We start from the raw sequence: 12,485 nt of genomic DNA on the forward strand, positions 1-12,485 counted from the left end.
TTCAATGTTATTTTAGTTCTTCTCTGCTCTTCCAGATTTGCAATCTGGAAGCTCTATCGTAAGATTTGCAATCCTTTTCAGATAAATTTAAAAATGAATAAGCACAACGGCTTCCATAGTTATTTTTCTAATTATCAGATAAATTTTCGAAATTGCCCTTATTCATTTTACCAGCTATGAACGATATTTTAGACAGCAATTATTTTTTAACCCAAAGTGAGGTAAATAAATTTTTATTTGCCACCTTACTTTGCGGCTTAATTGGTTTAGAACGAGAATTTAGAAGTAAACAAGCAGGGTTAAAAACCATGATCATGATTGGTTTGGGAGCAACTTTGTTTACCGTTTTATCTGTAAAAATAGGTTTAGGCAGTGCCGACAGAATTGCTTCGAATATTGTAACAGGTATTGGCTTTTTAGGCGCTGGTGTAATTTTTAAAGAAGACAATCAGGTTAAAGGTTTAACCACAGCCTGTGTAATTTGGATTGTTGCCGCCATTGGCATGGCTATTGGCGCAGGCTATTTTGAGCAAGCTTTTGGTGTTACCGTAGTAGTTTTGCTGGCATTATTAATATTCCCTTTTGTAGAAAATTTTGTTGAGAGACGTTTTACAAAAAGAACATACCGAATCGTTAAAAAGTATGAAAACGAAAGCTTAGACAGATATGAAGAATCCATCCGTACCTCTCGATTAAAATTACATCGTGGCAAACAAGAATTAGCCAATGGAATAATAAGTGGTACTTGGGTAGCAATAGGCAGCCCTCGCAACCACAAAAAATTTGTAGATAAAATGCTTAGAGATACAAAAATTATTGCTTTTGATTTCTAAGGTCATCAAAAAAAGCTTCTTTTCTATTCATCAAGTCTAATTTTTTTTCATCAACTACTAAGGTACTCGAAACGCTATCGTGCCATGGGTTAGGCGGATTGCCCAATGCGCTTAATGCATTAAAAGGCACTGCTCTCATAAAATTTCTTATCAATAAATTCTGCACACTAATGTCTTCGCCGTTCTTACTTACTGCCCTAGTTCCAGTAATAAATTTACCTAAAGTTTTACCCTGAAAAGCAGTTTCAATTAAGAACATCACTACTCCGTACAGAAAAATAGTTATCAACCTATCTTCAATTGGGCCTAAGTTCAATTCAGATACACTTCCTGGAAATAGGATTTCTGCTACAAAAGCAATAAACATCAATATGATATAAAATGCTACAAAATCAATTAAGTAGTTGGCAAATCGTTTCATAGAATTTGCCCTACAATATGCTAAGTTTTCGTGAGGTTCTGGTTGATATTCCATTTAATATTTAATTTAATAGTTGTCAATTATCTTACATTAAACCTAATTGGGATATTGTATTTAACCCTAACTGGTAAACCACGCTGCGTTCCAGGGATCCATTTCGGCGAGTCATTCATTACCCTTAACGCTTCTTCGTCAATTGACGGATAAACTCGCTTATCAATCTTCACATCAGCAACTTGCCCATCTTTTTCAACTACAAAACTCATATAAACACTGCCTCCTATTCCGCTTTTGTAAGCTTCTGTAGGGTATTTTATTGATCGGCTTAAGTATTTATAAAATTCATTAATGCCTCCTTTAAATTGAGGTGGCGATCCAAGATCTGTATACTCGTAAGTTTTATCACCCACTGTATTTACACCAGATACCAATTTGCTCAAACTATAAGTCTCTGTATAACTAGATTTTCCTGATAGATATTTTCCAGTCCATACGCCATCTTTATAACCATCTTTATAATCGCCCTCTTCCACCAGCACTTCTTTACCCATTTTTGTTTCTTCAATTAAATGTCCGTTGCCATCTTGTACAAAAATTTTCCCTAATGAATCTACTTGATAAATGAGTTTAAATTTCGCATCCAAACTCTTAATGCCAGCCCTTTTTTCAATCGGATCTTCTTCAATATATTCTAATCTCTTCTTTACTTTTCCATCTGCAAAAAAATAATAAGCGGTGCCTGTAATTACATTCTTCTTATAATTAATGGTACTTTTCTTTTGTCCGTTTGGATAATAACTCACAAAAAGCCCTTCATTAATTAACTTAGGATCAAACGAAGAAACCTTACCGATTGATTTTGGGCTTCCATCTTTGTAATATTCTTTTAAATTGAAATATATTTCGCCCGAGTCTGGCTCTTCGATTATTCTTACAAAGTCGGCACTATCTCTAATGTTAACCACTTTGCCATTATTTTTCACTAGATATACATTTTGTTTTTTTTGTGCATTTGCGTAAAAAAACAGCAGCATTACGAAGCTAAGGAGAACGATTTTTTTCATTTTAATTTTTAATACTTACTAATATAACGCTATAAAATTAATAACAAAACTATTGTAAATTTGCACTTATGCCAAATGAACAAATTTCAGTTTTTGATATCTTTAAAATAGGGATTGGACCATCAAGTTCTCATACTTTAGGGCCATGGAGAGCTGCCCAACAATTTACAACAGCCTTAGCTAAAGAAGGTTTATTAGACCAAGTTGAGCAGGTAAAAATTTTGTTATACGGCTCATTGGCAAAAACGGGCAAAGGCCACGGTACTGACATTGCTATTTTATTAGGCTTGGCTGGAGGCGATCCGGTTACGTTTGAAGTAAATGCAATTGACAGCACAGTTGCAGAAATTAAAGAGACCCAAAAATTAAATCTTGGCGCAAGTAACATCATCAACTTCTCTTATAATGATGATTTAATTTTCTTGTTTGCCGAAAGTTTACCTTTCCATCCCAATGCGGTTACTTTTCAGGCATTTTTAAATACTGGCAAAGCATTTTCAGAAACCTACTATTCTATTGGTGGTGGTTTTGTGGTTAAAGAAGGTGAAAACGGTAGCGAAAAAGAACAAGTAGATTTGCCATTTCCGGTTGAAAAAGCGAGTGAATTATTACATTGGTGTTTATCAACTGGCTTAAAAGTGAGCGAGGTGGTAATGGAAAACGAAGCTGCTTGGCGATCAGAAGCTGAAACAAAAAAAGGCATTCTACAACATTTTCAAGTAATTAAAGAGTGTATTTATCGTGGCTCACATACAGGTGGTTTTTTACCTGGCGGATTAGATGTTGCCCGTAGAGCTCAAAAATTAAATCAGCGTTTAATTAACGGCCAAAATTATACAGATTATGATAGCTGGATTTTAGCTATTAGAAATGGCGGGAATGGCTTCAATTATATTTTAGATTGGGTAAGTTGTTTCGCCTTAGCTGTAAATGAAGAGAATGCCGCATTTGGCAGAGTAGTTACCGCACCTACCAATGGCGCAGCTGGTGTAATTCCGGCGGTTTTGCAATATTTTATCACTTTTTGCGATGGTTATAACGAAGATAAAATTATCCAATTTATAGCCTGCGCTTCTGAAGTTGGAAGTATCTTTAAAAAAGGTGCTACAATATCAGCGGCTATGGGCGGCTGTCAGGCAGAAATTGGTGTATCATCTGCAATGGCTGCAGCAGCTTTAACAGAAGTTTTAGGCGGCTCACAGCGACAAGTTTTAATGGCTGCAGAAATTGCCATGGAACATCATTTAGGTTTAACCTGCGACCCAATTGGCGGCCTGGTTCAAATTCCATGCATTGAGCGTAACACCATGGGCGCTATAAAAGCAATTACTGCTAGTCAGCTTGCGTTACAAAGTAATCCTGACAAGGCAAAAGTTAGTTTAGATGCAGTAGTAAATACGATGTGGGAAACCGCTTTAGACATGAACTCGAAATACAAAGAAACATCTGATGGTGGTTTGGCTACCAACATCCCATTGAGTTTGCCAGAATGCTAAAGTAAATTTGAGCATTACGATATTGAGGCATTAGATTAGTATTTAATATTTGAAGCGCAGGGACATTACAAAAATTTAAGTCAGTCCTGCTTTTCGTTGCTGCCTATTCTTTTAATCCCGACTTCATCGGGAAAGAATTGGCATTCACTGCAATCAGGGCTATAAACAAAAGATTTTACTACTATTTAGGTTTAAGCACCCAGCAAACTGCATTAGTTTTACAGCACTGAGTTCAATAAACGGGATAGAATGAAAATCCTTTTTGTATAATGCTGAGCGTAGTCGAAGCATACAAAAAGATTGGAGTGATAGCCCGACTAACATTAATAAAAGCTACTGTAATTGATTTTCAAAAGGTTTAGCTACCAACATCCCTTTGAGTTTGCCAGAATGCTAAAATAAATTTGAGCATTAAGATTTGAGGCAATAAATGAGTATTTAATATTTGAAGCGCAGAGACATCACAAAAATTTAAGTCAGTCCTGCTTTTCGTTGCTGCCTATTCTTTTAATCCCGACTTCATCGGGAAAGAATCGGCATTCACTGCAATCAGGGCTATAAACGTAGGATTTTACAACTATTTAGGTTTAAGCGCCCAGCAACCTGCAATATAATGACGGCCTTTATTGACACAAAGCCAGAAAATAGGGGTTTAAGCACTTTGCGGTACGGCATCAGCGAATTAGCGTTAAGAAAATCAATTTGTAGGATTGCAAGAAATGAAAGCTGTTTGAGCGAAGCGAGTTCTTTCATTTCCAATCCGAAAATTTGATTTTTAGCTAATTTCGGTGCAGCCTTGATTTTTTGTTTCTTTTTTATCAAGAAAAAAGAAAGAGCCACTCGGTGGCGGCGAACCGAGGCAAGCTTTAGCGAGGGCTAAAAACTATTTACCAACTTAAAACAATCTCGAATAAGTTAAAAACAACCACCAAAAACCCGTAGTAATGAATGATAAAACTATCCCAATTCCAATAACCAGATTTGCTACTTTTTGGTTAACCAGATGAGCTAGAATGTAATTACAACCTAATTGCCACAAATCCAATAACTAGTGATTAAGCGGTTTGAGATACGGCCTCAGCGAATTAGCGTTAAGAAAATCAATTTGTAGGATTGCAAGAAATGAAAGCTGTTTGAGCGAAGCGAGTTCTTTCATTTCCAATCCGAAAATTTGATTTTTAGCTAATTTCGGTGCAGCCTTGATTTTTTGTTTCTTTTTTATCAAGAAAAAAGAAAGAGCCACTCGGTGGCGGCGAACCGAGGCAAGCTTTAGCGAGGGCTAAAAACTATTTAGCAACTTAAAACAATCCCGAATAAGTTAAAAACAACCACCAAAAACCCGAGGTAATGAATGATAAAACTATCCCAATTCCAATAACCAGATTTGCAACTTTCGGGTTTAAATTATACTGATCGGCTACGATACCTGATGTAAGTAAAGTTGGCATGGCCATTTCAAATATGGTAATTTTTGCAACTGTACCTGTAATGCCCAATGCAATAACAATTAAAGAGATTGCTAAAGGCGCTAAAACCAATTTATAAATTAAGGCAATGCTGATGTGTTTAATTTCTGAATACCAGCCACCAAATTTCAATTGCAATCCGATTGAGAATAAAGCCAATGGCCCAACGGTATTGGCTAATTTATCAAATAAAGAATCTAGGCTAGATAAATTTAAAAACCTAGGTAAAATCAAAGCCAAAACACATGCAATAAACGGCGGAAAAGTAAACACTTTTTTAACTACCATTCTAACATCCAATTTTTGATTTTGAGAAGATCTGATAGCAGTAATTACACCTAATGTAGCTAAAATTGTAAATGTAACCTGATCACAAATTATGGCAATTGCTAATTCTTTTTCAGAAAAATAAGCCATTATTAACGGAAAACCAATAAAAGAGGTATTGCTTAACGAGCTGGCTAATTTTAAACCTCCGGCAGTTGCCAAACTTATTTTAGGATTTAATTTTTGGTAAAAAGTAATGTAAAGCCAACCCAACAGCCAAACAAAAATTGGTGCTAGTGCTGGCAAAAGTAACTCTTTTGTAAATGTAATGTGTGGCAAATATTTAAACGAAACTGCAGGCAAAGCAATGTAAATGATCCACGCATTGATGCCTTTGTGTGCATCTTTTGGTAAGGTTTTAGTCTTTCTAAAAAGAATACCAGCTACAATACATAAAGCAATGATGATGAAATTTGCCATTGTTGCAAAGATATTGATAATTGGTTTCGTGTTTACATAAAATGATGGTGTCAAAATTTCTCATTGAAATCCTTCTCCGCCGTGGCGGATCTGGATGACAAAAACAAACCTTCCCTCCTTCAGCCTTCGTCCTTAATTTAAATCTGCTGCTTGGCCTTAATGGCCAAATATCTATTTACCACATTTACGGTTAAATTTTGCGGTGTAGTTAACAAACTTAAAATACCGTGTTTGGTCAACTCCTTAATCATCAGTTTCTTTTCAAAAGCAAACTTTTCGGCAATAGTTTTAATGTAAATTCCTTCTACATCTTTTGCAGGCACTTCACTTAAAGTTTTTAAAGTGGTGTTTTCGAAAAATACAACCAAAAGCAAATGAAATTTGGCAATTCTCTTTAAAAATGGCAATTGCCTTTCTAAGGCAGACATGCTTTCGAAATTGGTAAAAAACAGTACCAAACTTCGCTGCTTTAAAGTAGCTCTTACACTAATGTACAAGGCTTCCATATCTGTTTCCAAATAGCGGGTTTTTTCTTTGTACAACACTTCCATTATTTTATTGAGTTGCGTTGGGCGGCGATCAGCCGGTACAATACTTCCTATTTTTTGCGCAACTGTGATCAGCCCTGCTTTATCTTGTTTTACTAATGCTACACTACTTAAAATTAAACTTGCATTAATGGCGTAATCGAGCAAACTCAAACCTTCGAAAGGCATTTTCATAGCTCTAGATTTATCGATGATGCAATAAATGTGCTGAGCTTTTTCATCGGTGTAAGAGTTTACCATTAAATCGCCCTTTCGAGCAGTTGCTTTCCAGTTAACAGTTCTATAATCATCGCCAGCAACATAATTTTTCACTTGATCAAACTCCATGCTATGACCAATTCTTCTCATTTTTTTTATCCCGATATCGGTTAAACGATTAGAAATAGCCATTAATTCATATTGCCTTAGCTTTAAAAAAGATGGATAAACTGGCACCATTTTATCGGCACCAATATTAAACCTCCTACTTAACAAACCCAACGGCGATTGTACATATAACCTCGATATCCCAAATTCGTACTCGCCACGTTTAGTTGGGCGTAAATTATAGCTTATTATTTTTTGTTCGCGGGGCGATAATTTGGTATCAAACCAGATGTCTCGTTTTTGAAACTGAAAAGGAATTTCATCAATAATTCCTATGGTAACTTCAAATGGATAAAAGTTTTCTAGATAAATTTTAATTTCGTTTTCATCGCCATTACTTAAACGATCGGGTACTTCTCTACTTAAAAAAACAGTTCTTTCTGAGCGAAAAAGCAGCGCTAAATCAACAACTATTAGAACAATTAAAGCGCCAAAAAAGAAGTAAGGAATATCACCTAAAAAAGATAAAAAGAAAGAAAAAAGAAACAAAGCTACGCTTAGGCCAAGTGCGATGAAGAGCCTCTTGCCTAAAAATAAATCGGTATAGAATTTTTGAAATAGTTGTTTCATTCTTATTAATCAATTCGTCATATTTAGATAGCGCAGCGACGAGATAGCTGTTCTTAAATTTTGTTGTTATCCGTTAACGGAGCCTAATGATGATTGAGATTTCTCCTCACAAAAGCTCGTTCGAAATGACGGTTTAACAATTACCTCGGCACTTCTATTTTTTTAATGATCTGCGCTACAATATCTGCTGCCGTTAAACCTTCCATTTCCTTTTCTGGGCTTAACATAATTCTGTGCGATAAAACTGGAGTAGCAACTTTTATAATATCATCAGGAGTTACAAAATCTCTGCCTCCCATTGCTGCAATTGCTTTCGCACCGTTTATCATAGCTAAAGATGCTCTTGGCGAAGCGCCCAAATACAATGATTTGTTGTTACGTGTTTCATGCGTAATTTGCGCTACGTAAGCCAACAATTTAGGCTCAACAAATAAAGATTTTATAGTTGTCCTTAATGATTTGATTTCATCTACCGATAAAACTGCTGTAATTTCTGCCAATTGATCAACCGTTTTTTGCTGATGTTGATTTTCTAAAATGGTAATTTCTTCTTCTAAAGTTGGATATTTAACCTCAACTTTAAATAAAAAACGATCTAATTGTGCTTCTGGTAAACGATAAGTTCCCTCTTGCTCAATCGGATTTTGAGTAGCCAAAACCATAAAAGGCTCTTCTAAAACATAGGTGTTTCCATCAACAGTAATTTGGCGTTCTTCCATTGCCTCAAACAAAGCTGATTGTGTTTTGGCTGGTGCACGGTTAATTTCATCAACCAAAATAATATTACCAAAAATAGGGCCTTGCCTAAACTGAAACTCTGCTGTTTTCGGACTAAAAACTGCTGTACCCAACACATCAGATGGCATTAAATCTGGTGTAAATTGTATCCTCGAAAACGTAGCCGAAATACATCTAGCAACAAGCTTTGCACTTAAAGTTTTAGCTACTCCGGGTACACCTTCTAATAAAATATGTCCATCCGCCAGTAAACCAGCAATCAATAAATCAATTGTATCTTTTTGCCCAACAATAACCTTACCTAGCGATTGTTTAATTTTTGCAACTGCCTCACTTAAAGCTGTTAAATCTGTTCTTTGGTTAAACATTTCCTGTTCCATAATATCTATGTGTCTATGTGGTAATTAATTATTGGTCTTGTCTATAAAATTCTTCTATATTTTTATTAAGGCGAATGAGTTGATCATCTCTTACCATCTGACCTGCTTTTATAAATTTAATCTGATCTAAAATTTCCTCAATTACATCTGCTGTTGCGCCAGATTTATTGATCAATGTTTCTCTAAATTCTTGATTGAGATCTATGGTTTTTAAGCGATATTTATTTCTAATGTATTCTAACAAATACGTAATTTTTTTCTCTGCAATATCTCTGTTGTTTCGTTGTTGGTAATAAACTCTACCAACTACATTTACAAATTCTACCGATGAATTTTTTGGCCTTTCTATTACAGGTATTATTCTCTGGCGGCGTTTAATTTCATATAACACAAAAACAATTAAACTAAGCAAAGCGATGTAATAAGCCCAGCGCAATTGTTCGTATTTAAAAAGAACTCTGAGGACAGAACTATCATTGCCAGTTTTTCTGGTGTAATGTTCGTCCCACAATAAGGTTTCTGCCTTTGGCAAATAAGAAAATACTTTGGCTGCATAATCTGCGCCATCTTCTCTGAGCAAACTGTAATTGGTTAATAATTGAGGGTTGGGCAAAATCATTAACGAACCCTTACCAAATTTGTACTGAATAAAGTTAGATTTAGCGTTTTGTTTTTTCCCTAAAACTATTGCTTTTGAGGTGTCTAATTCATTAAAATACTGGTCGCTAATCCCTTTATCAAAATAGTAATCTAACTCTCTTTTTAAATTAGGGTTAACAAAGTTGATAGGATATTTTCTTTTGCTTTGAAAATTAAAATCTGATGTAATTTCGAGTTTCAAAGTATCTGCCAAAACACCTCTAATTTGATAAGCAGCAATTAAAATATGGTTTCCTGCTTCCATGTATTTTACCATTTGCTGGTAATCTAACTTGTCTACAGTAACCGTTGAACCGATAATGAAATAATTAGACTTGCCAGCTGGGCGCTCCTTTAGGTTATTATAAACTGCAGCCTTTACGGTTTTTACCGCTGTACCGGGTAAAACATCTGTAATCCGTTGGCGCAAAATGTAAGTTCCAAAAGGAATTTTATCTTCGGCCAAATAAGTTGGGCTCCAATTGGTGGGCTTTGGTTTAAAATATTGAGCAAGTAAGTATGCAGCAATTAAAACACTTCCAATGATGATGTATTTCTTTAATCCACTCATGCCGTTTGCTGGTTAAAATCTTTAAAAGATTGATGAATGGATTCGAAAGTAGGTTGATCGATATAAAACTCACCATACCAAATGTATTCGAATTGATAAGTAAGATCTACAAATTGCTGATGATAAGATTGATTGGACAATTCTGAAACATAAGTTTGGTTGGTTTTTTCTGGCTGCCAATCTATTAAACGTTTATCGGTTAGTTGCTTTAAGGTTTTTAGATATAACAAACGCACCACCAATCGGTAGTTTTTATTTTGCATGGCGATGGCTAATTGTTCGTCAAAATCAATCTCATGAATGTTTTCTAAACTCTCGTCGAAAGGTACATCAACATTTTTAGATTTACCAGTTAGTAATTTAAAATCGATGCCAATTAACTTAATTACCAAATAAACAACCAGTGCAACAACAACAGCTATCAATACATATTTTATAATTGAGCCAGACAACTTGCCATCAAATAACTCATTAATCATACTCCAAATCCATCGCCAAAAGCGATCCCAAATTGACATTGTTTTTGGAGCAACATCATCATAAGTAAAGTCTTTCTGTTTACTGTAATTAGAAATAGCTTCGTCGCTAAATTTACGAGCAGCTATTTTACTGCTATCTAACTTTTCTATCAACGGCTTTTTTACTATCACAACTTTATTATCTGCATTATTTTTTTGCAAAGCAGTTGCATTGGCACTAAAAGTGCCAGTAAAAAGAAAGATGATGAAAAGCAGTAAACGCATTCTAATATTCTTCTTGTACAGTTTGATCTATTCCCGGGTTTTGACCTAAGCTATCCATTCTTTGAAAAAGGCCTAAGTTTTCTTTTCGCTCAACCAAATTAAAGTAAATAAGCGATGAGCAAATGATTGGGATGATCATGAAGATATAAGAAATTTGCTGAGATATGGATGAAATTACAGCATAAACATTGGTAATTGTTCTTTCGCCTTGCGTAAATGCACCAACCATCATAATGATAATTGCTGGCAATTGTACTATGGTGCTAAAAGCATAGAATATTAAATTAATTACTAAAATAACCGCAGCTGTAATCCACCATTCGTTTTTTAACAACTTGAATGACCTATCAAATGAATGGGAAAAACTTCCATTTTCTAAAATCATTATTGGCGCAAATATGGTAAGTGCCGGATAAACATACATACCAGGTAAAACACATAGTATCAAACACAGCATAAAAAAAATAACAAGCAATACTCCACTACCCATCATTCTAAAAAAGTAGTATTTAAAGTATGCCCAAACCTCGTCAACTGTGGGCGCAATATTTCCCTTTTCTATATATAAAGCAATAAAACTTAATACAGAAACATACATGGAAGTATAAGTTAACAGCATAAAAACCATTGATAGAAAATAAGTAAAGCCTACGTTATAAATCATGTTTCGCGGACTATCATCGTAAGTTGTTCCAGCAGCTTGTGAAATACCTACCAATTGCAATTGAGCAATCATCGAACTAACAATTCCTCCTACAATAAATATTCCTGTTAAGGCAAAAAATGATTTCATTAATGGTTTAAAATTTTGTTTAAGAAACAAAAATGTATCACCAATTAATTCTCCGAATTCGCGTAGTTTTCTAAATTCTACTTTTTCTTTCATGTTAAAGATTTTGAGTGCGTTTGTGTAATTGCATAGGGTAAAGTATCACATACCAAACCATAAAAATAAACGAACTTGCCAATATGCTAATACTTAACCAAACTGGCATCCCGGTGTGGCGTGTAATATATCCTTCAGAAAATGCTGCCAATAATAAAATAGGCACAATGCCTAAAGCAATTTTGGTGGCATCCTTTGCGCTATTTTTAAAGGCAACTAAACGGGTATACGTTTTAGGAAACAACAAACCATGTCCTAATACCAAACCTGCTCCGCCAGCAACAACGATGGTTAAAATTTCTAAAGTTCCGTGTATCCAAATCACCAAAATAGATTGAGCGCCTAAACCTTTACTAAAAAAATAGTATTCGAAAGCGCCTATCATAATGCCGTTTCTTAACAGGAAAAAAACTGGACCAATAGAAAATAATGCACCGCTAATTATCATTACAAATGATACCCAAATATTGTTGGTTGCAATTTGAAAAAACATTGCAAACTCTCCACTTTGTTTGTAAACACCAAATGGATCGCCTTTGGCAATGTTTTCATTTGTCATGTTTACATAAGCATCACCTAAAATTAAGCGAACAAAACGATCATCATACTTGGCAGATAGTGCACCTATGCTGCAAAAAACAAAGAAAAAAATAAATGAATATAAAAGCTGCTTGCGGTATTTGAAGAACAATAAAGGCAACTCGTATTTCCAAAACCGAATAAAACGACCTCTTTCTTCTTTTTTGTTTTTATAGATAGCTTGATGTAAAAGTGATGCTATTCCATTTAAATATGCAGTAGTTTTTGATTTGGGGTAGAATGTTTTGGCGTAAGCCAAATCGTTGGTAATATCTATAAACCTTTTAGCCAATTCATCTGGATTATCCGTTTGCAAAGTCTCGTAGCTTTTCCACTTATCAGAATTCTGCTTTACAAACAAGGCTTCTCTCATAAAGATGTGTGAGGATTAATTTTCCGTTAAAATAAAACAAAATTTTAATTAGTCAATAAAAAATA

General features: G+C 34.9%; 11 protein-coding genes. 2 read left to right on the forward strand and 9 right to left on the reverse strand.

Annotated elements, in window-relative coordinates:
• Window positions 1-176 precede the first annotated feature (176 nt).
• Complete coding sequence (locus tag AC07XU_RS03605) at window positions 177-833, forward strand: MgtC/SapB family protein (RefSeq protein ID WP_494942255.1); 657 nt, start codon at window positions 177-179, stop codon at window positions 831-833.
• Here AC07XU_RS03605 and AC07XU_RS03610 read toward each other — a convergent pair.
• A complete protein-coding gene (locus tag AC07XU_RS03610) occupies window positions 814-1,308 on the reverse strand; it encodes an RDD family protein (protein ID WP_494942256.1) in 495 nt (164 codons plus the stop codon). The two genes, AC07XU_RS03605 and AC07XU_RS03610, sit on opposite strands and share 20 nt — an antisense overlap.
• A gap of 26 nt (window positions 1,309-1,334) precedes the next feature.
• Window positions 1,335-2,318 carry a TonB family protein gene (locus tag AC07XU_RS03615; protein ID WP_494942257.1) on the reverse strand — a complete coding sequence of 328 codons (984 nt, stop codon included), beginning with the start codon at window positions 2,316-2,318 and terminating at the stop codon, window positions 1,335-1,337.
• A 68-nt stretch (window positions 2,319-2,386) separates the two neighbouring features.
• Between AC07XU_RS03615 and AC07XU_RS03620 the strand changes: the two genes are divergently transcribed.
• The gene (locus AC07XU_RS03620; protein WP_494942258.1) at window positions 2,387-3,814 is read left to right on the forward strand and encodes an L-serine ammonia-lyase; all 1,428 of its coding nucleotides are present in this window, start codon (window positions 2,387-2,389) and stop codon (window positions 3,812-3,814) included.
• 1,298 nt (window positions 3,815-5,112) lie between these two features.
• Here the strand turns inward: AC07XU_RS03620 and AC07XU_RS03625 are convergent.
• From AC07XU_RS03625 to AC07XU_RS03655, 7 genes are all read right to left on the reverse strand, one after another.
• On the reverse strand, window positions 5,113-6,027 hold the full coding sequence (locus tag AC07XU_RS03625; RefSeq protein ID WP_494942259.1) for an AEC family transporter: 915 nt from the start codon (window positions 6,025-6,027) through the stop codon (window positions 5,113-5,115).
• 137 nt (window positions 6,028-6,164) lie between these two features.
• Window positions 6,165-7,511: a DUF58 domain-containing protein gene (locus AC07XU_RS03630; RefSeq protein ID WP_494942260.1), complete on the reverse strand. Its 1,347-nt coding sequence runs from the start codon at window positions 7,509-7,511 to the stop codon at window positions 6,165-6,167.
• A 140-nt stretch (window positions 7,512-7,651) separates the two neighbouring features.
• Window positions 7,652-8,629 carry an AAA family ATPase gene (locus tag AC07XU_RS03635; RefSeq protein WP_494942261.1) on the reverse strand — a complete coding sequence of 326 codons (978 nt, stop codon included), beginning with the start codon at window positions 8,627-8,629 and terminating at the stop codon, window positions 7,652-7,654.
• 28 nt (window positions 8,630-8,657) lie between these two features.
• Entirely contained in the window at window positions 8,658-9,839 is a 1,182-nt protein-coding gene (locus tag AC07XU_RS03640; RefSeq protein WP_494942262.1) for a DUF4350 domain-containing protein, read from the reverse strand.
• Complete coding sequence (locus AC07XU_RS03645) at window positions 9,836-10,582, reverse strand: hypothetical protein (protein WP_494942263.1); 747 nt, start codon at window positions 10,580-10,582, stop codon at window positions 9,836-9,838. The genes AC07XU_RS03640 and AC07XU_RS03645 overlap by 4 nt, the downstream gene beginning before the upstream one ends.
• A gap of 1 nt (window position 10,583) precedes the next feature.
• Window positions 10,584-11,468 (reverse strand): hypothetical protein, encoded by an 885-nt coding sequence (locus tag AC07XU_RS03650; protein WP_494942264.1) that lies wholly within the window; start codon window positions 11,466-11,468, stop codon window positions 10,584-10,586.
• A 1-nt stretch (window position 11,469) separates the two neighbouring features.
• A complete protein-coding gene (locus AC07XU_RS03655) occupies window positions 11,470-12,420 on the reverse strand; it encodes a stage II sporulation protein M (RefSeq protein ID WP_494942265.1) in 951 nt (316 codons plus the stop codon).
• Between the last annotated feature and the right edge of the window lie 65 nt (window positions 12,421-12,485).

Source organism: Pedobacter sp. GW456-11-11-14-TSB4, assembly GCF_059424425.1.

Bases quoted from the DNA above. Each gene is read 5' to 3' on its own strand.
- AC07XU_RS03625 (WP_494942259.1), bottom strand. From the start codon at position 6,027: ATGGCAAATTTCATCATCATTGCTTTATGTATTGTAGCTGGTATTCTT.
- AC07XU_RS03635 (WP_494942261.1), bottom strand. From the start codon at position 8,629: ATGGAACAGGAAATGTTTAACCAAAGAACAGATTTAACAGCTTTAAGT.
- AC07XU_RS03630 (WP_494942260.1), bottom strand. From the start codon at position 7,511: ATGAAACAACTATTTCAAAAATTCTATACCGATTTATTTTTAGGCAAG.
- AC07XU_RS03645 (WP_494942263.1), bottom strand. From the start codon at position 10,582: ATGCGTTTACTGCTTTTCATCATCTTTCTTTTTACTGGCACTTTTAGT.
- AC07XU_RS03615 (WP_494942257.1), bottom strand. From the start codon at position 2,318: ATGAAAAAAATCGTTCTCCTTAGCTTCGTAATGCTGCTGTTTTTTTAC.
- AC07XU_RS03610 (WP_494942256.1), bottom strand. From the start codon at position 1,308: ATGGAATATCAACCAGAACCTCACGAAAACTTAGCATATTGTAGGGCA.
- AC07XU_RS03655 (WP_494942265.1), bottom strand. From the start codon at position 12,420: ATGAGAGAAGCCTTGTTTGTAAAGCAGAATTCTGATAAGTGGAAAAGC.
- AC07XU_RS03640 (WP_494942262.1), bottom strand. From the start codon at position 9,839: ATGAGTGGATTAAAGAAATACATCATCATTGGAAGTGTTTTAATTGCT.
- AC07XU_RS03605 (WP_494942255.1), top strand. From the start codon at position 177: ATGAACGATATTTTAGACAGCAATTATTTTTTAACCCAAAGTGAGGTA.
- AC07XU_RS03620 (WP_494942258.1), top strand. From the start codon at position 2,387: ATGCCAAATGAACAAATTTCAGTTTTTGATATCTTTAAAATAGGGATT.
- AC07XU_RS03650 (WP_494942264.1), bottom strand. From the start codon at position 11,468: ATGAAAGAAAAAGTAGAATTTAGAAAACTACGCGAATTCGGAGAATTA.